Source organism: Runella sp. R0.1_18, from assembly GCF_057652155.1.
In genome coordinates, this window is sequence record NZ_JBYFCK010000003.1 from 369,880 (window position 1) to 389,752 (window position 19,873).

The 19,873-nt window shown below is 42.3% G+C and carries 22 protein-coding genes; 14 read left to right on the forward strand and 8 right to left on the reverse strand.

The window, feature by feature from the left end; genetic code table 11:
* Window positions 1-2 precede the first annotated feature (2 nt).
* Window positions 3-569, forward strand: a complete 567-nt coding sequence (locus AC23P2_RS06930) for a beta propeller repeat protein (RefSeq protein WP_487772514.1) — start codon at window positions 3-5, stop codon at window positions 567-569.
* Between the two features lie 4 nt (window positions 570-573).
* On the opposite strand, the gene AC23P2_RS06935 is transcribed toward AC23P2_RS06930, so the two are convergent.
* The gene (locus AC23P2_RS06935; protein ID WP_487772515.1) at window positions 574-1,710 is read right to left on the reverse strand and encodes a tetratricopeptide repeat protein; all 1,137 of its coding nucleotides are present in this window, start codon (window positions 1,708-1,710) and stop codon (window positions 574-576) included.
* A 135-nt stretch (window positions 1,711-1,845) separates the two neighbouring features.
* Between AC23P2_RS06935 and AC23P2_RS06940 the strand changes: the two genes are divergently transcribed.
* The 6 genes from AC23P2_RS06940 (at window position 1,846) to kdsA (ending at window position 6,882) form a co-directional block, all read left to right on the forward strand.
* Window positions 1,846-3,084 carry a M16 family metallopeptidase gene (locus AC23P2_RS06940; RefSeq protein WP_487772516.1) on the forward strand — a complete coding sequence of 413 codons (1,239 nt, stop codon included), beginning with the start codon at window positions 1,846-1,848 and terminating at the stop codon, window positions 3,082-3,084.
* 8 nt (window positions 3,085-3,092) lie between these two features.
* A complete protein-coding gene (gene ispF / locus AC23P2_RS06945) occupies window positions 3,093-3,575 on the forward strand; it encodes a 2-C-methyl-D-erythritol 2,4-cyclodiphosphate synthase (protein WP_487772517.1) in 483 nt (160 codons plus the stop codon).
* A gap of 4 nt (window positions 3,576-3,579) precedes the next feature.
* Window positions 3,580-3,735, forward strand: coding sequence for a hypothetical protein (locus AC23P2_RS06950; protein WP_487772518.1), 156 nt, complete (start codon window positions 3,580-3,582; stop codon window positions 3,733-3,735).
* Between the two features lie 2 nt (window positions 3,736-3,737).
* Window positions 3,738-4,868: an amidohydrolase family protein gene (locus AC23P2_RS06955; protein WP_487772691.1), complete on the forward strand. Its 1,131-nt coding sequence runs from the start codon at window positions 3,738-3,740 to the stop codon at window positions 4,866-4,868.
* A 16-nt stretch (window positions 4,869-4,884) separates the two neighbouring features.
* Window positions 4,885-5,802 carry an AAA family ATPase gene (locus tag AC23P2_RS06960; protein ID WP_487772519.1) on the forward strand — a complete coding sequence of 306 codons (918 nt, stop codon included), beginning with the start codon at window positions 4,885-4,887 and terminating at the stop codon, window positions 5,800-5,802.
* A 228-nt stretch (window positions 5,803-6,030) separates the two neighbouring features.
* Window positions 6,031-6,882 carry a 3-deoxy-8-phosphooctulonate synthase gene (kdsA, locus tag AC23P2_RS06965; RefSeq protein WP_487772520.1) on the forward strand — a complete coding sequence of 284 codons (852 nt, stop codon included), beginning with the start codon at window positions 6,031-6,033 and terminating at the stop codon, window positions 6,880-6,882.
* Window positions 6,883-6,953: 71 nt separating this feature from the next.
* Here the strand turns inward: kdsA and AC23P2_RS06970 are convergent, their stop codons facing one another.
* Entirely contained in the window at window positions 6,954-7,856 is a 903-nt protein-coding gene (locus AC23P2_RS06970) for a helix-turn-helix transcriptional regulator (RefSeq protein WP_487772521.1), read from the reverse strand.
* A gap of 104 nt (window positions 7,857-7,960) precedes the next feature.
* Between AC23P2_RS06970 and AC23P2_RS06975 the strand changes: the two genes are divergently transcribed.
* A complete protein-coding gene (locus tag AC23P2_RS06975; protein WP_487772522.1) occupies window positions 7,961-8,317 on the forward strand; it encodes a DUF983 domain-containing protein in 357 nt (118 codons plus the stop codon).
* A 4-nt stretch (window positions 8,318-8,321) separates the two neighbouring features.
* Here the strand turns inward: AC23P2_RS06975 and AC23P2_RS06980 are convergent, their stop codons facing one another.
* The gene (locus AC23P2_RS06980) at window positions 8,322-9,353 is read right to left on the reverse strand and encodes an RluA family pseudouridine synthase (protein ID WP_487772523.1); all 1,032 of its coding nucleotides are present in this window, start codon (window positions 9,351-9,353) and stop codon (window positions 8,322-8,324) included.
* A gap of 83 nt (window positions 9,354-9,436) precedes the next feature.
* Here AC23P2_RS06980 and AC23P2_RS06985 point away from each other — a divergent pair, with 83 nt between their 5' ends.
* The 4 genes from AC23P2_RS06985 (at window position 9,437) to dcm (ending at window position 15,029) form a co-directional block, all read left to right on the forward strand.
* On the forward strand, window positions 9,437-10,399 hold the full coding sequence (locus AC23P2_RS06985) for a hypothetical protein (protein ID WP_472490711.1): 963 nt from the start codon (window positions 9,437-9,439) through the stop codon (window positions 10,397-10,399).
* A gap of 129 nt (window positions 10,400-10,528) precedes the next feature.
* A complete protein-coding gene (gene infC, locus AC23P2_RS06990; protein WP_051397838.1) occupies window positions 10,529-11,083 on the forward strand; it encodes a translation initiation factor IF-3 in 555 nt (184 codons plus the stop codon).
* A 71-nt stretch (window positions 11,084-11,154) separates the two neighbouring features.
* Window positions 11,155-13,704 (forward strand): serine hydrolase, encoded by a 2,550-nt coding sequence (locus tag AC23P2_RS06995; RefSeq protein ID WP_487772524.1) that lies wholly within the window; start codon window positions 11,155-11,157, stop codon window positions 13,702-13,704.
* A 68-nt stretch (window positions 13,705-13,772) separates the two neighbouring features.
* Entirely contained in the window at window positions 13,773-15,029 is a 1,257-nt protein-coding gene (dcm, locus tag AC23P2_RS07000) for a DNA (cytosine-5-)-methyltransferase (RefSeq protein WP_487772525.1), read from the forward strand.
* On the opposite strand, the gene AC23P2_RS07005 is transcribed toward dcm, so the two are convergent.
* Entirely contained in the window at window positions 15,005-15,769 is a 765-nt protein-coding gene (locus AC23P2_RS07005; protein WP_487772526.1) for an Eco47II family restriction endonuclease, read from the reverse strand. The genes dcm and AC23P2_RS07005 overlap by 25 nt on opposite strands.
* Window positions 15,770-15,859: 90 nt before the next feature.
* Here AC23P2_RS07005 and AC23P2_RS07010 point away from each other — a divergent pair, with 90 nt between their 5' ends.
* Complete coding sequence (locus AC23P2_RS07010) at window positions 15,860-16,297, forward strand: SMI1/KNR4 family protein (protein ID WP_487772527.1); 438 nt, start codon at window positions 15,860-15,862, stop codon at window positions 16,295-16,297.
* Window positions 16,298-16,484: 187 nt separating this feature from the next.
* Window positions 16,485-16,886, forward strand: coding sequence for a hypothetical protein (locus AC23P2_RS07015; RefSeq protein ID WP_487772528.1), 402 nt, complete (start codon window positions 16,485-16,487; stop codon window positions 16,884-16,886).
* A 346-nt stretch (window positions 16,887-17,232) separates the two neighbouring features.
* On the opposite strand, the gene rpe is transcribed toward AC23P2_RS07015, so the two are convergent.
* The 4 genes from rpe to AC23P2_RS07035 all read right to left on the reverse strand — a co-directional run bounded on the left by rpe (window position 17,233) and on the right by AC23P2_RS07035 (window position 19,865).
* Window positions 17,233-17,889 (reverse strand): ribulose-phosphate 3-epimerase, encoded by a 657-nt coding sequence (rpe, locus tag AC23P2_RS07020; RefSeq protein ID WP_487772529.1) that lies wholly within the window; start codon window positions 17,887-17,889, stop codon window positions 17,233-17,235.
* Between the two features lie 43 nt (window positions 17,890-17,932).
* Complete coding sequence (locus AC23P2_RS07025) at window positions 17,933-18,784, reverse strand: bifunctional transcriptional activator/DNA repair enzyme AdaA (RefSeq protein WP_487772530.1); 852 nt, start codon at window positions 18,782-18,784, stop codon at window positions 17,933-17,935.
* Between the two features lie 75 nt (window positions 18,785-18,859).
* Window positions 18,860-19,249, reverse strand: a complete 390-nt coding sequence (locus AC23P2_RS07030) for a hypothetical protein (protein WP_487772531.1) — start codon at window positions 19,247-19,249, stop codon at window positions 18,860-18,862.
* Window positions 19,250-19,313: 64 nt separating this feature from the next.
* Entirely contained in the window at window positions 19,314-19,865 is a 552-nt protein-coding gene (locus tag AC23P2_RS07035; RefSeq protein WP_487772532.1) for an NUDIX hydrolase, read from the reverse strand.
* Window positions 19,866-19,873: the final 8 nt, after the last annotated feature.

Here is a 19,873-nt window from a genome sequence, read left to right on the forward strand (position 1 = left end):
CCATGAAAAAATTAATCATCTCTTTTTTGATTGTCATTGCTACCATCATTGCCGTTTGGGGGCAAGATTCGCTCTCTGTTTCGTCAAAATCTGAGTGGCGAGTCTCAGCCGAAGGCAAAATTGAGCGCCTAGCCAACGGAAATTGGGCGGCAGCTTCGGTTCCTACTTCGCAAACATTTTCCTCTTTGTACCTGCTTTCGGCGGATTTTGGCTGGGCTGTGGGCAAAAATGCGACGATGCTGCGTTGGGATGGTGAACTGTGGAGCGAAGTATTGGTTTTTGCCAACGAAGATTTGAACTCTGTGTTTTTGTTGAGTCGTGAAGAAGGTTGGGCTGTGGGGAACAAAGGCACCATTCTTCGCTGGAACGGCATAAGTTGGGAAGAAGAAGTCGCGCCAATTACCGAAAATTTAGTCCGAGTAGAGGCAATTCCGACGGGTGGTGTGCAGATTTTCGCCGAAAATGGCGCAATCCTCCATCGTTTTGGGAAAAATTGGCAACTCCAACCCGCCGCCACCGCTCCTTTGAGTGCCGTAAAATTGTCTGCTTCTGCCAAGCACGTTGAATAAGGCGTTATTTTAAGAAATTTTTAGCTTCTTTGAGCGTACCCTTGTATTCTGCCAAATCACTTACGATTTTGTAGTACTCCGTGGCTTTTCTTTTATCTCCTGCCCGAATGGCAATTCGGGCCAAACCTGCATAGGCAAAAGCATGATATTCTTTGGTATATTCCTCGTCACGTGGCTGACGAATGGCCGTTAAGTACAACCGTTGGGCAGCTTGGTCGTTGCGTGAGTGTTTTTCCAAGTACATCCCCTCCAATGTGTGTGACACGAGCGAAAAGAAAGGTTCGTTGCGCTTTTTAAGTTTTTCAAGAAAAGGTTCTGCTTCATCATATTTTCCTAAAAGCAACAACGCCTCGGTGTGTTTCATCAAAAAAATAGGGTTATTGGGGTATTTCTCTACGAGATTTTCCAAGTAGCTATTGGCTTTGTCGTAACGTTGCTCGTGTTTGAGATAAATACGGGAAAGATAGAACGAAGATTCGGTGCGTGTAAACATCCCTTTTTTGGACGCAATATCCATTTGACGAAGCCCTTCCTCGCGGTTTCCGTCTTTGAAAAACAGCACAACGGGTTTAACGATTGGATGATCTTCGGGGTAACGAATCATGTAGTAGTTGTAGAGGCCAGAGGAAAAGTAAAACTCAGGATTGTGGTTCATGTATTTGAATCCTGCCATGACATAATCGTAGGCTTTTTTTGCTTCACTTGCAGCCTTCATCTTCTCGTCATTGTAGTTGTGAATCAACGCAATATAGCCATGACCAGCCATTGAGAAAAACGCAGCTTCGGGACGTGTTTTTTCGTTTTTTTCTAACACTTTTGCTTTGGCAATACATTCCTCAAGGAGTTTTGCGTACTGCCCACTCATGGCTTTATTGTCTTTTACGGGTAAGTATTGCCACTGCATTTGCATGGCTTTGAGCATGGCATTCACGGGGTGGTTGGGGTATTTGGCCCGTATTTGACGAGCAACGGGTTCTACCGCCGCAAATTCATAATTGTAAATATGGTCGATGGCTTCCAGTACCAATTCTTGCGTGGGCGTATCGTATAAAATTTGTGCGCGAGCAGGAAGTTGAGGAAAAGATAATAAGATGAATAAAAAAACAACCAATTGAGTCACTACTAAGAACATTCGTTTCATGGAGCTGTACCTGCGAAATAGATAGAAAATGCTATTTTTGGGCGTTGGGTTAGAAACCTTTCGCTTTGGTTCTAACGTTAGACAACCAACAAAGAGTTTATTAACTTCTGTTTTTTTGATAGATAATTATTTTCAATGATTCACTACGACCATTTTACCCTTGACAACGGGCTCAAAGTATTTGTCCACGAAGACCACACAACTGCTTTGGCTGCTGTAAATATTCTCTACAATGTGGGTTCTCGCGATGAAGAGGAAAAACGTACTGGTTTTGCTCACTTGTTTGAACATTTAATGTTTGGGGGGTCGAAAAATATTCCATCCTACGACGAACCTCTTCAAACGGTGGGTGGAGAAAACAATGCGTTTACCTCAGCCGATATTACCAATTATTATATTACGCTGCCAGCCGTCAATCTTGAGACTGCCTTTTGGTTAGAATCCGACCGAATGATGAGCCTTTCTTTTGACCCAAAAGTACTTGAAATTCAACAAAAAGTGGTGGTGGAAGAATTTAAACAGCGGTATTTGAACCAACCCTACGGCGACGTATGGCTAAAACTTCGGCCGTTGGCTTATCAAGTGCATCCGTATCGTTGGGCTACGATTGGCAAAGAAATAAGCCACATCGAAGATGCTACGATGGACGATGTCAAAGCGTTTTTCTACAAATATTATTTGCCAAACAATGCCATCATGGTTGTGGCAGGGGATGTCACTGTTCCACAAGTGAGAGCATTGACCGAAAAATGGTTTGGTTCTATTCCTGCGGGTGAGCAATACGTACGCAATTTACCCTTGGAACCCGTTCAAACTGCTCCTAGATTTTTGGAAACTGAAGCCAAAGTGCCCCTAAATGCGCTGTATAAAACGTACCACATTCCTGGGCGTTTTGAGGACGACTTTTACACGGCAGATTTGTTAAGTGATATTTTAGGAAGAGGAAAATCGGCGCGTTTATACCAAAAACTACTGAAAGAAAGACAGGTATTTTCAAATATCAACGCTTACAATACTTCTTCCATTGACCCAGGTTTGTTAGTAATTCAAGGAAATCTCAACGCTGGAGTAACGTTGGACGAAGCCAATACCGCCGTGGAGGAAGTTTTGCAGGAGTTAGTAGAAATTGCGTTGGATGAAAAAGAATTGGCAAAAGTGAAAAACCAAGCGGAGTCAACATTGGCGTTTTCGGAAGTTGAATTACTCAATCGTGCCATGAACTTGGCCTATGCCGCCAACGCTGGCAATCCTGATTTAGTCAATCAAGAAGCGGCTAAAATTCAGGCAGTAACGGCCAAAGATATTCAAGAAATGGCCCAAAAAGTACTTTCTAAAAACAATTGCTCAACGATGTATTACCGCGCTGTAAACTAAAAAAACGTATGAAATATAGAATTGGACAAGGCTACGACGTGCATCAATTGGAGGAAGGGCGTGATTTTTGGTTGGGTGGTATTAAAATTTCCCACACCCACGGAGCCAAAGGGCACTCAGATGCTGATGTAGTTTGTCACGTACTTTGCGATGCTCTGCTTGGTGCAGCCAATATGCGCAATATTGGGTACCATTTCTCAGACAAAGACCCCCAATGGAAAGGCGTAGATAGCAAGTTGTTGCTGGCAAAAGTCATGGAAATGATTCGGGAAAAAGGCTACGAAGTTGGAAATGTTGACGTGACCGTTGTACTTCAAGAACCCAAACTCAATCCACACATTCCGACGATGAAGGAATGCCTTTCGAAGGTAATGGCCATTGATATTGAAGATATTTCCATCAAAGCCACGACTTCTGAGCATTTGGGGTTTGTTGGCAAAAAAGAAGGCATTGCCGCCCATTGTGTTGCGTTGATTTATCGTGAACTCTAGTTTTATGATGAATATGTTGAATAATACAATTCAAAATCTGGCTTTAGAATTTAAGGAAAAACTTGGCGAACGTTATGGTGAGCGATATGCTATGTTTGAAGAAGCGAAAGTTTTTGTAACACAAATTGAAAGTTATCTAAATTCCTTGACACAAAAATAATGATGAAAAAACACTTCACCTTTCTGTATTTATTGGGATCACTTACCGCCGTGGCCCAGACCAACGGAGGACAAATTGAGCAACCTCTGGGTTTTGAAGAGTACGACCCCGTCTCGACGCTGAAAGTATCAGAACATAAGCTTACCCGTTCTAAATACCCTTTTATCGACATTCACAACCACCAATACAGCATGTCAAACCAAGATTTGTCAAAATTGGTGGCAGATATGGATGCACTAAATATGGGCGTAATGGTCAATTTGAGCGGGCGCGGATGGTCGCAGCAATGGGAAGAAGGGACAGCGACCATAAAGGGGATGCTCGACAACGTAAAAAAGAACTATCCCAAGCGTTTTATGGTGTTCACCAACCCTGAGCTAAAAGGTGTGGGTTCGCCTGGCTACGGTGAAAGAGCCGCTAAACAAGTTGAGGAAGATGTGAAAGCGGGAGCGGTAGGGATGAAAGTATATAAAAGTTTGGGTTTCAGTGGAATAAAAGATACCGATGGAAAACGCGTTGCCGTAAGTGACCCACGACTAGACCCTATCTGGGCAAAGTGCGGTGAACTTGGTATCCCCGTCATTATTCACACGGCCGACCCTAAATCGTTTTGGGATCCCCTCGATCGTTATAACGAACGTTGGTTAGAGCTTAAAACCCATGCAGGACGCAAACGTGGGAACAATGACCCCGTTCCGTTTGATTCATTGATGAAAGAACAACACGCGGTTTTTGCTCGTCATCCCAAAACCAAGTTCATCAACGCCCACATGGGTTGGTATCCTAATGACCTTAAAAAGTTGGATAGTTTGATGACCCGTTTTCCTAATATGTACGTAGAAATTGGCGCTGTTATCGCCGAATTGGGGCGCCAGCCCCGTGCAGCCAAGCAGTTTTTTGTAAAATGGCAGGATAAAATTCTTTTTGGAAAAGACAGCTGGGTACCATCTGAGTACGCTACTTATTTCCGAGTATTGGAAACGGAAGATGAGTATTTTCCCTACCATAAAAAATACCACGCTTTCTGGCGCATGTACGGAATGGGGCTACCCGACGAAGTATTGAAGAAAGTGTACTACAAAAATGCCATCAAACTCATCCCAGCGATAGATAAATCTCAGTTCCCTGACTAAAATTCGACACTCGACCATGTCTCAAACCCTTGCCTCCGTCCAGACTTTGCTCCAAACTCGGGGATATATTGCGGATGAATACGTCGCAATGTCGGTCTATTTAGCCATGAAACTCCGCAAACCTTTACTCATCGAAGGACCTGCGGGGGTAGGCAAAACGGAGATTGCAAAGGTGATGGCGCAGGCACTGGAAACGGAACTGATTCGTTTACAATGTTACGAAGGACTAGATGCTAACCATGCTATTTACGAGTGGAATTACCAACATCAGTTGTTGTATTTGAAGGTAGCCTCCCAACCCCCAAAAGGGGAGAATCACGAAGACTCGCCTTTTAGCGCTTGGGAGGCTGATTTATTTAGCGAAAAATTTCTGTTAAAACGACCGCTGTTAAAGGCGTTGACGCAGCCGAAAGCCCCTGTGTTATTGATAGATGAGGTGGATCGGGCTGACGAAGAATTTGAAAGTTTTTTACTGGAAATGCTGTCGGATTGGCAAATTACAATTCCTGAAATTGGTACAATAAAGGCGACGCATATTCCACACGTGATTTTGACAGGAAACCGTACCCGTGAACTATCGGAAGCTCTTCGGCGGCGTTGTTTGTATTTGTGGATTGATTATCCACCGTTTGAAAAGGAACTAGCGATTGTCAAATCGAAAGTGGAACAAATTGACGCAACCCTTGCACGTCAGATTACCGCCTTTATGCAAGAGCTTCGTCAACAGCGACTTAACAAAGTGCCAGGCATCGCTGAAACCCTTGATTGGGCTGAAGCTTTGGCGGGAATGCACATCCAACACCTCGAAAAATCGTTGGTGGAGTCAACCCTTGGCGTAGTGCTAAAAGATTGGCAAGATATTCGTCAGACCCAGTTAAGTTTGTCGGAGCTTTTTGAGAAAGTAGGAATCAAGTCGAAGTGGGAGGATGCTTAGGTGTTGTTTAACCCGATAAAATCGCCCATTTTTGTGCGTAAAATTTGCGATTATCATGCAACTTTCATTAAAGTTTTACCCGCTGATTGGCGCCGACTGAGAGCCGCAGATAACGCAGATTAATGGGTTCATGAAGTCCTTTTTCAGCGTTAATCTGCGTTTGGATTATTCTGCGGGTGAAACAAATGAAATTATTTACTTAACAATGTACTGAATCAATTATAAAAAATGCAAAAGAAAATCGTTCGCGTAGGCGATATTGAGTGCGGAACCGATGAGTTGTTCTTGATTTCGGGGCCATGTGTCATTGAAGACGAGAAAATTATGATGACCGTGGCGGAACGTTTGAAAGAAATTTCGGAACGTTTGGGAATCAAAATCATTTACAAGTCTTCGTTTATGAAAGACAACCGCAGTAGCCTAGACTACTACATGGGGCCAGGGTTGGATGAAGGTATGCGTATTTTGGCAAAAGTAAAGGAGCAATTTGGCTTCACACTTTTGACCGATGTACACTATCCCGAACAATGTGCTCCCGTAGCGGAAGTGGTTGATGTGCTTCAAATCCCTGCGTATTTGTGTATGCAAACGACCCTCGTGGTAGCTGCTGCCAAAACAGGTAAAGTGGTGAATTTGAAGCATGGTCAGTTCTTGGCACCTGAGAACATGAAGCACCCTGTGAAAAAAATTGAAGATAGCGGCAATGACCAAATTATCTTGACAGAACGTGGTTATACGTTTGGTTACAATGATTTGATTGTGGATCCACGTAGTTTCTACCACATGAACAAGACGGGTTACCCTGTGGTGTTTGACGTGACCCACGCCATTCGTAAGTATGGTATTCCGTCGAAAGACAGCAAAGGAGGCGCGCGTGAGTATTTACCCGTATTGGCACGTGCAGGCGTGGCCGCAGGGGTAGATGGTCTTTTTGTAGAAGCGCATACCTGCCCGTCGGAGGCACTTTGCGATGCCGCTAGTCAGTTGGATATTAACTATTTAGAAGAATTTTTGAAGCCGCTTATTGAGCTTCACAACGTAGAAGTAAAATACCGTCCTTCGGCCCAAGAATTAGGCTAATAAAACCAAACCTCACAGGTAGCTATCTCAGGTAGAAACCTGTGAGGTTTACTTTTTAAAATAGTTATTTTTTAGAAAAGACTCACTCGTTCCGATGCCCTTTCGGAGGCCAAACGAAGCTGAAATTGTTTGGGTGTTTCACCCACTTCTTTCTTAAATAGGCGCACAAAATAGGAGTAATCTTCATAGCCTAAATAATCGGCAACGGCATTCACTGAAGTATCGCTGTGGACCAGCATTCGTTTGGCTTCGATGATGATACGGGTCAAAATCAATTTCCCTGTACTTTGATTGAGGCTTTGCTGACAAATCCTATTTAGGTGGCGAGTGGTTATGTTCATGGCATCCGCGTATTCCTTGGGAAGTTTTAGAGTCCTGAAATTTTCTTCAATCAATTTTTCCAATTTTTTGATTTGAACGTAATTGTGAGAGTAATAATCGCCTACAGGGCGATTGTCAGTATAAACGCGCGCCAATTCGATATAAAGCACATCTATCAGTGAGATAATTTTTTGGGATTTGAACGGACGTTCGTACTTTGATTCCTCATAAATCCATTGAAAAATAGGGGAGAGGATGGCTTGCTCTACCGATGAAAGATAGACAACGGGGTAGTTGGTCTGCAGGTAAAAAAAAGGAAAATCGCTTATTTTTCGGGTTAAAAACGCATTGTTATAAAAACCTTCGGTATGAAAAATAACAAACCCGTCGGCATCATCTGATAAATTCCAACAATGCACTTGACCAGGAGTAAGTAAAAACAAGCTACCTGGTTGTACGGGATAGGTTTGGAAATCAATTTCGTGCGAGCCTTCTCCAGAAGTAAAAAAAACTGTTATGTACGTACTGTGTTTGTGGGGGTGATTGACAAATTGGTGGGTAGCTAGGTGTTTTTTCAGGTTATTGACATACAACACCTTTGAGAGGTCTGCTTCGGTAAACTCTGTGATGCCATAAATAGGAATATCTTTCATGTTTATTTCAATGATGTCTGTATTGTCCTATTTTTTGCTACAAAAGTAAACCAAATCTTTCTGTCCTTGACCGTATTTTTGTATTTCAAAAAACAAATACAACCATGTCACTCATTCACGTCGTTCAAAATAAGTGCCCCAAATGCCACCAAGGTCAGGTTTTTTCAACCAGCAACTTACTAACATTTCGCCCTGCGACGATGAAAGAAAGTTGTGCGCATTGCGGGCATAACTTTAGTAAAGAGCCTGGGTTTTATTGGGGGGCTATGTACGTTAGTTATGCCCTTGCTACCTTCGAAATGGCCATAGTTTATGCCATTTGCATCCTGGTATTCAAGTTTGACGCCTTGGCCATCTCCAACTTAATAGCGAGTATCGTTGTCGTTTTGGGATTATTTCCGTTCAATTTCAGAATGGCGCGCTTACTTTGGCTTTATTTGTTTTCGGGTGTTGTGGAATAAAGAGCTATTGATTGGCGTATTTGTCCCATTTCTCCAGCACTGTCCTAAAATCCTCTGGCAATTCAGAATCAAACTGCAACCATTGTTTGGTACGAGGATGCACAAAGCCCAGCGATTTGGCGTGAAGTGCCTGCCGAGGCATAATTTGCAGACAATTATCGACAAAAGCCCGGTAGCTTCCGCTCGTCGTTCCGCGTAAGATTTTATCGCCGCCATAGACAGGATCACCGAAAAGCGGATGGCCCAAAAATTGAAAATGCGCCCTGATTTGGTGCGTCCGCCCCGTTTCTAGTTTGCATTTGATGAGTGATACATATTTATAGGTAGCAAGTACTTCGTAGTGGGTAACGGCGTGTTTGCCCTGACTTCCATCGGTATAAACGGCCATTACTTTACGGTCGCGGGCGCTTCGGCCAATGTGCCCCACAATTGTCCCTTTTTCTTCTTTGGGAATCCCCCAAATGATGGCATAATATGTGCGCTCCGTGGTGTGTTCAAAAAACTGTCGGGCCACGTGTGCCATCGCATATTCGGTTTTTGCAATGACCAAAAGCCCCGATGTGTCTTTGTCGATTCGGTGGATCAGGCCAGGACGCGCTTCTCCGTTTCGCCCCGTAGGTAAATTTTCAAAATGATATAAAAGTGCATTGACCACCGTTCCGTTCCAATTGCCGTAGGCAGGGTGTACGACCATACCTGCGGGTTTGTTGAGTACCAGTACTTCGGGGTCTTCGTAGGTGATTGAGAGTGGAATATTCTCGGCCAAAATCTCCGTAATCCTCGGCGGATGCGGCATCGCAACCGTTATAATATCAAACGGTTTTACTTTATAGCTTGACTTTACAGGTTTATCATTAACTTTGACCGATTCAGTCTCAATCGCATTTTGAAGCTTAGTCCGTGTGACTCCCGAAAGATGATGCTTGAGGTAGTGGTCGATGCGCATCAAGGTCTGACCTTTATCGGCGACAATGCGGTGATGTTCGTAATATTCTTCTTCCTCGTCTTCGTTGGGGGGGAGCTGATTTTCTGACATTGAATTTTTTGTTATTTTTCGCAATAAATTCCCAAGGCTCACGTTTCTTGGGCGGTAACTACTCTAACTAATTAACAAACATTATGGACTACAATCAAGGACAAAAGAATGACCGCAAAAGCCTGCTCCTTGCTGCACTAGCGATTTTAGCGCTGCTCAACGTGGTGTTAATTTATTTTTTCTACAAAGAACGGGAAAAGAATAAAGAACAAGAAACGGTGATTGCGGCAAAAACCGAGGAAGTCGTGGCTACCAAAATGAAACTTGACTCAATTTCAGCTCAACTAGACCTGAAAATCGCTGAAATTCAGCAATTAGGAGGACAAGTGGATTCACTGATTACATTGAAACAACAACTTGACCGCGATCGGGCTGCGTTGAAAAATTCAGCAACAGCGGCCTCAGTGGATGTGTCAAAATACAAACAAAAAATAGCCAACTACGAAGCAATTTTGGCCCAAAAAGACCAAGACATTGCAAAGTTGAAAGAAGAGTTGGGTATTGTAACCGCTCAGAATCAAGAACTTTCAAGCAAAGTGTCGGGGCTTGAGGGCGAAAAAGCGAATCTACAACGTACGTTTGAAGATTCGGTGGGTAATTTGAGTACCAAAAACAAAGAACTCGCTGATAAAGTAACGATTGCCTCTGCGTTGAAAGCCGAAAAAATTGAAGTAAACGCAGTTTCTTCAAAAGGTAAAGAACGCGACGGTGGAAGCTACCGCGCAAAACGCATCGACAAGTTGAAAGTAGATTTTGATTTGGCGGGTAATCCAATTGCGAAAAACGGAAACCGTGACGTTTATTTGAGAATTCTTGACCCTGAAGGAGCAGTTATGGCAGACATGGCGACGGGTTCAGGAACGTTTTTGTACAGTGGCCGCGAGACTGTATATACCGCAAAACAAGCACTAAACTACAGCAATGACGGTTCACAAGGGTCGATCATTTACTCAAGAGCAGGTGTTCCGTTGAAAAAAGGCGAGCACACGATTGAGTTGTACTGTGAAGGTTTTCGCATCGGTACTACGACTTTCAAAGTCAAATAAGCAGGAAGTTTCGCAAGAAATTTTAACTTTGCACTAAATTTTAAACTTTTTTCACCAAATTTTTGTAGAAAATTCAACTATTCGTTAGTTTTCGCATCAAACACAAGATTACCATAATTTAATTATTGAATGGCTCAACAACAACGCAGACCTTTTCGCCCAGTAAGACAAGAAGAACCGTATCGTATTAATGAACGTATCCGTGTACCACAAGTGCGGATGGTTGGAGAAAATGTTCCACAAGGAATTTTTGATATCCAACAAGCACTTAAAATGGCGGAGGAACAAAACTTAGACTTGGTAGAAATTTCGCCAAATGCTGTTCCACCTGTTTGTAAGGTCATTGATTACTCAAAGTTCAAATACGAGCAAAAGAAAAAGCAAAAGGAAATCAAAGCCAATGCTCAGAAAGTAGTGATTAAAGAAATTCGCTTTAGTCCAACGACTGATGATCATGATTACGATTTTAAATTGAAACATGCCCTTAACTTCCTCAAAGAAGGAGCCAAAGTGAAAGCGTATGTGCAATTCTCTGGTCGTGAGATTGTGTTTAAAGATCAAGGTTACAAACTCCTTGAGCGTTTTGCCAAAGCATTGGAAGAGGTGGGGAAAGTAGAACTTGAACCAAAATTGGAAGGTAAACGCATGAGTATGATTTTGACGCCCAAGGCGTTGAAAAAGTAGTTGCGTATCATCTATATCTTTAAAAAGCGTGGGTCCATTTCGGTCTCACGCTTTTTTTATAACTGATAAAAATGGCTTCGTACAACACACTTCATCAATGGGCTCGTAAGGCTTGCTGGTTATGCCTTGCCTTGATGGCTCTGGGTACTGCAATGGCCCAACCTAATGCTCAAAAACTCGCTACCCTCGACTCCTCTTTAACCCTACTCCATCAACGTGGTATGTTGAATGGGACATTTTTGGTCGCCAAAGAAGGAAAAACGGTCTATAAAAAAGCGTTTGGAACGGTAGCTGCCAATGCTACTCAATCCTTAACAACGGCCTCTGCCTTCAACCTAGCTTCGGTGTCAAAGCAGTTTACGAGCATGATGATTATGATGCTCAAAGAAGAAGGAAAGCTCCAATACGATGATAAGCTCAAACAACACCTGCCAGATTTTCCCTACGATACCATTACGATTCGGCATTTGTTGAACCACACCCACGGGTTGCCCGAGTACTTCGATTTGGCAACGCAGTACAACACTACACTTGATACCTTAACAAATGAAGGGGTGTTAAAATTGCTCAAAAACCACCGCCCACCGTTGCAGTTTCAACCCAATTCCCAATTTTCGTACTGCAATACGGGGTATATTTTGTTGGCATACCTAATCGAAAAGTTGACTACAGAACCTATTCAGCGCTATTTTGAACGGAAAATTGTGCAACCCCTGGGATTAAAAAACACCTACATTTACACCCTTACCATGCCCAAATCGCCCGAAAATAGGGTATATGGCTCCAAACGAGTAAATGGAAAATATGTATCCAATGATTTGATTCGATTAGATGGAGTTTGGGGAGATGGAAATGTGTATTCGTCGGTGGAGGATTTATTGGTGTGGGAACAGGCGCTGAATACGGAAAAGCTGGTGAAAACAGCAACATTAAAGGAAGCTTTTACGCCTGCGACGCTCAATGATGGCTCAAAATCTTGGTATGGATTTGGTTGGGGATTAGACAAAGACGGTAGAAAAATTTCACATACGGGAGGCTGGGTTGGTTTTCAAACGATTATTGAACGGCTCCTAGCACCGCAATGGACGTTTATTGCCCTCACGAGTTCGGAAGATGGAACGGCGATTCGGGTAGCGCAACAGATTTTAGAAGGAAAAATAGCCAAACTCCCAACTACCGAACTGATTACCAACGCCAAAATAGTGGATGGAACGGGCATAGCTTCTTATGCGGGTGCTGTTCGTATCAAAAATAACCGTATTTGGGAAGTTGGTGATTTACAGCCTTTTGTGGGAGAAAAAGTGACCAACGCCAATGGATTGGTGTTAGCCCCTGGGTTTATCGACGCCCACAGCCACCATTTCGGAGGACTAGAAAGTCGCCCTGATGCCGAAGCCTTGGTGAGTCAGGGAATTACGACCATTGTGATTGGGCAAGACGGAAGTAGCTACCCGATAGACACCCTGCAAAAACGAATGAAGCAACAGCCCGTGGCAGTTAACGTGGCGACATATACAGGACACTCGACCCTACGTGCCAAAGCGATGGGGGCGAAAAGCTTGTTCCGAACCGCTAAAACAGACGAAATTGAGAAAATGAAGCTCGACCTCAAAGCCGAAATGGAAAAAGGTTCTTTGGGGTTAGCGACGGGCTTGGAATATGAATCAGCTTTTTTCTCCAACCGTGATGAGGTGTTGCAATTGGCCAAAGTTGCTGCCAAAGCGGGCGGCAGATACATGAGCCACATTCGTAGCGAAGACATTGGGTTTGATGAGGCGTTGGACGAAATCATTGAGATTGGACGGCAAACCAAAATGCCCGTCCAGGTTTCTCACATCAAAATAGCCAAACGCGATCAGTGGGGGCGTTCGCGGGAAGTGTTGGGGACATTGCAAAAAGCGAGAGCGCAAGGAATTAACATCACAGCCGACTGTTATCCCTACGATTTTTGGAATTCGACCTTGCGGGTGTTGTTTCCAAAACGGGACTATACCAACACCGAAAGCGCCGAATTTGCCGTAAATCAATTATTTGACCCCTCTGGTTCAGTATTGGTGAGGTATGCCCCCAACGCCGCTTATGTAGGTAAAACAATATTGGCTATCTCGCAAATGAGAAACGAAACAACGTCTAAAACGCTCATGGGGCTGATTGCGGAAGCGGCTGATTTTGACGAAAAAAATCCTGATTTTAAGGGAAGTACGGAAACAATCATGGGTAAATCAATGAGCGAGAGCGACGTGGCTAATTTCCTCGCTTGGCCGTTTACGACCATTTGTTCTGATGGTGGTTGGGGTGGGCACCCGCGTGGATACGGGGCATTTACTCGGGTGTTGGGACATTATGTCCGTGACAAACAACTCATGTCCCTAGAAACGGCGATTCAGAAAATGACTTCCTTGACGGCAGAAAATTTGGGCCTTCAAAATCGTGGGCTCATTCAACCTGCTTTTTATGCTGACTTGGTATTGTTTGACCCCAATCGAGTCAATGGCAATGCGTCCATTCAAAACCCAACGGCGTTGTCTTCGGGCATCGAACGGGTTTGGGTAAATGGAGAAGAAGTGTATCACGCCCAAAAATCGACGGGGAAGCGGTCGGGGGTGTTTGTTGGGAGGTAAGGCCAAACTAATTTTTCGTTGAATGTTTTTTGAATTTAAAAAAGAGCTAAATTTGTAACCAATATATAATGTTTTATAATTTGGTTATGGATGAATTTTTGACACTCTCTGAAACAGCTGAATTGCTTGGAAAAAACAAAGAAACCCTAAGACGTTGGGATAGAGAAGGAAAATTGTCAGCCGTAAGAGAGCCTATGAGCAACTATCGTGTTTACAGAAAAACGGAAGTTTTAGAGTTATTCTCTGATTTTGTCCATTTGGATACCCGTGATGCGGTTTCTAATTATGTTTCGCCCCAAAGAGACTATAAAGTTTTGGAGTTATTTGCAGGCGCTGGTGGGTTGGCCGTAGGAATGGAACAGGCAGGTCTTAAATGTGTTGCCTTGAATGAAATAGATAAATTCGCTTGTTCAACCTTGCGTAATAACCGCCCAAATTGGAGAGTTCTGGAAGGGGATATTAAGAATTTTGACTTTTCAGAATTTAATGGACAAGTAGATGTTGTTACGGGTGGTTTCCCGTGCCAAGCATTTAGTTACGCAGGGAAAAAACTGGGATTAGCAGATGCGAGAGGAACGTTATTTTATGAGTTTGCTCGTGTAGTAAAAGAAACTAATCCATTGATCTGTATTGGAGAAAACGTAAGAGGATTATTGAGTCACGATAACGGAAAAACCCTTCAAGGAATGATTTCAATTTTAGATGAAATTGGATATAGGGTTGTTCCTGTTCAAGTTTTAAAAGCCATTCATTACAAAGTTCCGCAAAAAAGAGAGCGGTTGATTTTAGTTGGCGTAAGAAAAGATATTGAAACAGAATATCTGTACCCAAAACCATACAAGAAAATATATAATCTAAAGGACGCTTTGAAACAAGGTGAGCTGTTTGATTGTGATGTTCCAAAGTCAAGCGGAGCGAAATATCCGATGAGTAAAAAGGCTGTTTTAGATTTAGTACCACAAAAAGGTTATTGGCGTGATTTACCGCTTGAAATTCAAAAAGAATTTATGGGAGGCAGTTTTTATTTAGGAGGTGGTAAAACAGGAATTGCTAGAAGAATTGGTTGGGACGAACCCTGTTTAACACTTACTTGCAGTCCGGCTCAAAAACAAACGGAACGTTGTCATCCCGAAGAAACTAGACCATTCACCGTGCGTGAATACGCTCGTATTCAAACTTTTCCAGATGATTGGGAATTTGCTGGTTCTTTAGCGCAACAGTATAAACAAATTGGAAATGCAGTACCAGTCAATTTGGGTCGTGAAGTTGGGTATTCTATTGTTAAGTTTTTAAATGAATATCATAACTCATTAAAACCCCAGTAATAACTGTAGTTTTCAAACGTAATTTGGTCAAGAATCGAACGTTTTGACTCGTCTATTTCAGATTTTATTTCATCTAATGCGGAATTTTCGGCTACGATATTGTCCGCATTTACAGCGTTGAGGTAGTCTTTTATTGCTAATGGCAATGCTTTATACAATTGAAAAAGGGCATTAGGTTGTCCAGACAAAAGGGCATAAAATTGGTCACCAGAAATTTTAAATACCCGACTATGGCTATATTCTTTTCCATTGATTTCGCCTTTCCAATGTTCATTAAAGCTTCCTTTTGACAAGATTTGAACCCAGTAACATTTGGCTTTTTTGTAATCGTCTGCGTATCGAGCTAGTTTTTGGAATAACGCTTCAGACGAACTACTATTCATCGTATTATGCTTGTTTTTGATGTCAGCGAATAGTGTATTATCTGTTGCTTTAATATCAAACCCACTTAAATTTCCAATTTCGTAGCCATTTATTCCACCTAAAATTTGCTCATGGAAAGTACCAATAGAATTGTTAATGGACTTATCTATTTGTCTTAGAATTTCAGATTGAATTAAATCTTCTTGGTTGATACCATTAAATTGAGCATCAAAAGTCAGTTTAATGGTATCAACTTTGTTACTATAAAAGCTCTTTTTTGTAATATTATTTTTGGCTTTCAAGTAAGAGCTATGTAAATTTTGGATGCAATTGAGCAAATGCTCGTCAGAAATAAAGTCAACGTATTGGTGAGCCATATCAGTAATTTGAAAAACTAAGCCACCAAGTTACATTTTTTGGGAGAAATTGTCAAAATCGAAAGCTGTCGTCAGAAAAAGCAATAAGTTATGAACATTGAAGATTTTTTAGTTTTGCATAATGGAAAGGCAAAAACTATGGATGTTTTTGAAGCTCTTGAGTCTGATTCCAAAATAAGCCAAAAAGACATAGAGTTCGTCGAGAGAGACATTGGTTGTAAACTCCCCAAGAAATATATTGATTTTTGCTCATTATTTGGTGGTGGCTATTTCGGCTTCACAATTATTCACTCAATGGATAGGCAAAGCGATTGGTACATAGATACTGTTTTTAAAAAATTCAAGCATTATTTACCAAATGGCTACATCCCGTTTTCTGACGACCAAGCAGGAGGGCTTTACTGCTTTAGAGTTATTGATGGTATATCGTTAGACAAAGTTTTTTATATTGATGCTAATGGCAAGGTTCTAAGTACTGAATATGAAGATTTCTTAGATTATATAGCGGATAATGCCTATTCTTTTTAGCCAATAGGTTAAATTTGATGATACATTAGTCTGAAAGTACTACAGATTTAAAAGAGATTGATAACTCTTAATTTTATGTAATTTGTAATGATTTTTTCTTTGAGTTTGAGCCGATTTTCTAATTGGTTATCTTTACCTTCACGAGTATTACCTTCAAAATATATTGGGCATTAAAAGCACATTTAAAATGGACAAATTAGCAGCATTAATAAAAAAATATGGGCCTTTTTGTGATGTAGTCATAGAAAGGTTAAATTATAAGCTCGAATACATTGAAAATTTAATCGAATTAGAAGTAATTGCAAGAAATATTGAGCATTCTAATTTTAACGTATATGAAAATATTTTAATCAAATTTAATAAAATAAAGGAATTCAAGTTTTACGAATCTATGGGGTCTACTAATCATATTACTGTATTAGATTGTAATATTCTAAGAATAAATGGCTTATACGTTTTTGATTTTATTCCTTGGGGTGAAAATTTGACGGATTTAGATGATATAAGGAAATCTAATTTTTATATAATTTGTGAAGATTTTGAATTTACAAGTTCCCCTGTTGTTCGGGCTGTTCCGAATGAAGATTAGCGTAAAAGTTGTGCGATATTTGCAATCCCAGCTCGTCGTAGTGTTCGGCCTCCGTTGTGCGTAGTCTTCAAGACTACGCACCAAGAATAAACAAAGTGTCTGTGACACGGTAAGTGCCTAAAAAGTGTCTCAAAACGAGGTAAAAGTTCTTTGATACAAAATAGTTAATTTTAGAAGACTACCCGTGTGGTAGTGAGTGGGCAAGGCGAGGTACTCCAACGGAATGATTATTACGCTTTTGGATTAGCCATTGATGCCGTAGATAGAGGGGGCAATCTAAGACCTAAAATGAAGAATCCTTTATTGATTGTCAACCAATAAAGGATTCTGTAATGTCTGACTATATTTACCAAACCTTCTTCAAATTCGAAATCGTTTCGATGGGGTCTTGGGCGTTGAAAACAAAGCTACCTGCGACCAGCGCTCTTGCACCTGCGTGGTAGAGGAGGGGAGCATTTTCTTGGTTGACACCACCATCTATTTCTATTATGGCTTTACTTCCCTGCTTCTCAATCAATGCCGCAGCTTGGCGTACACGCTCGTAGGTACGTTCGATGAATTTTTGCCCACCAAAACCTGGATTGACGGACATAATCAGTACCAAGTCCAAATCGGCAATGACGTCTTCAAGAACGCTTACGGGCGTATGAGGGTTAAGTGCAACCCCTGCTTTGGCTCCTAAGTCCTTGATTTGTTGAATAGTACGGTGAAGATGCGGGCAAGCTTCGTAATGAACCGTCAATACTTCGGCTCCTGCGTCACGAAAGGCAGCTAGGTAGCGCTCTGGTTGCACAATCATTAAATGGACGTCCAACGGTTTTTGAGCGTATTTTTTGATCGCAGCCGTAACGGGTAATCCAAACGAAATATTGGGTACAAACACGCCGTCCATGATGTCAATGTGAATCCAATCAGCTTCGCTCGCATTGAGCATTTCAACATCGCGTTGGAGATTAGCAAAGTCGGCGGCCAAAACCGAAGGGGCAATAAGGGGAGAAGTCATGAAAAAAGAAATCTTGATTTTGGCCGCAAAGTTCGCCTTTTTTTTAAGAAATCTGGCTCATTTCCCAGCCCAAAATTGCCTTTTTTCGGGTAATGCCCCAGCGATAGCCCCCAATTCCCCCGACTTTTTGCAAAACTCGATGGCAAGGAATGAGATAGGCAATGCGGTTACTTCCAATGGCAGTTCCTACGGCCCGATGGGCATTGGGTTGACCTATTTGCTTGGCAATTTGTTCATAACTAGCTAGATGTCCTTTTGGAATGGATAGTAAAGCTTCCCAAACTTTGATTTGAAAATTGGTGCCGCGCAACAGAACCGTAATGGGTTGTGTCATATCACGCGTAACATCAAAAATCTGATTGACCGTAGATTGGGTGATTTCAGGCGCGTAGATCCAGGTTGCATTCATCCATTCCTGTTGGAGCGAATGGGTGAGCGGTTCGGCTTCCTCCTCCTCCAAAAACCTTAATTCCATCACCCCCCGAGCCGTGACTGCAATGAAACAAGCTCCGAAAGGCGTTTCGTGGATGCCGAAGTGGATGGTAAGCCCTTCGCCTTTGTGTTTAAACTCAGCGGGAGTCATGGCTTCATAGGTTACAAACAAATCGTGCAGGCGACTAGTGCTAGATAAGCCTGCTTCGAGGGTAGTATCAAGAAGGCTAGCCGACTGGGCGAGGCGTTCTTTGGCAAATTCTTTGGTTAAAAAACGTAAGAATCGCTGCGGACTTGTCCCCGCCCAACGGCTAAAAAGTCGGTTGAAATGAAACTCCGACAACGCTACGTGGTCAGCCATTTCGGCCAATGACGGTTGTTGATGAAAATGAGTTTCAATAAAACGAATTGCTTTTTCAATTCGATGATAATCAATGTTTTGCTGTTCGCTGATAGTGTCCATTTCTGGGGAGATTTCTTTCAGCAAAAATAGGTAGAAATCAGCATTGCATTCAATCCGAATCTTGCTCAATTGGTCTCATTGGTCGGTCGAGTCACTCAGCTCGTAGCGCACGTAAGGCGCGGAAGTATCGGCAACCATTAGGCTTTTTTTCTGGGTTTTGTTTCGACTTCGGAAGGTAGGTTGTTTGTAATTATTGGGCTGACTTTTAACGGATTTGACCGAAAAAGTAATCCCGCCTACCTGTTTTTTACTCATCTGAATCTGTTTCTGTTCTTTGTACGACAAGTGCGGCGAAAAGACAAAAGGTACTTTGTCCACCCTAATGGTGGTTTTGGGGTTGTTTTGTGGCGAAGGATAATTATTGCGGTCTTCTTTGTTGTGTTGTGCGTTACTGAAATGGGAATTTAGAACCCACAACAAACACATAACCGCCATGCTTCGACATGGAGTTAAGGTACGCTTCATGATGGTACTTGTTCTGTTTGGAATACACTACTTAAAGTACCAAAGATAAGCGGAATTACCTGTTTTACTCAAAAAAAGTACTTAATTTTTGTTTACGTGCCATGCGCATAATAGACTCCGAATTGTTGTAATTTGCTACATCTTCCAGCGGAACCCATACCAAGTTTTTTGATTCATTGTTGATTCTCAGGGGTATAGATTTATTGGCACGAAGCATGAAACGGATGTCGTAGTGAAAATGGGCGGAATCTTTGGCGTTTGCAGGGATTAAGTGAACATCCACATCATAGATTGAATGAGACACCACTTCAACAGATGCCAAACCCGTTTCTTCTTGTGCTTCCTTAATCGCTACTTGTAAAATGTCCCATTCGCCATCGGCGTGGCCACCTGGCTGAAACCAGCGGTCAAGTTTTCGGTGGTGCATCAGTAAGACAAAATGCCCTGTTTCGTCCACTACCCAAGCAGAACCTGTGATGTGACCAATCTGGAGTGAGCGTTCAAAACAGGCAGGATTCTGTTTTACAAACTCAATGGTTTCGAGCCACATGCGTTGTTCTTCGGTGTCGGTGGGTTGGTATGCTTGGAGGAGTTGAAGGAGTGGAGTACGGTTCATACGTTTGT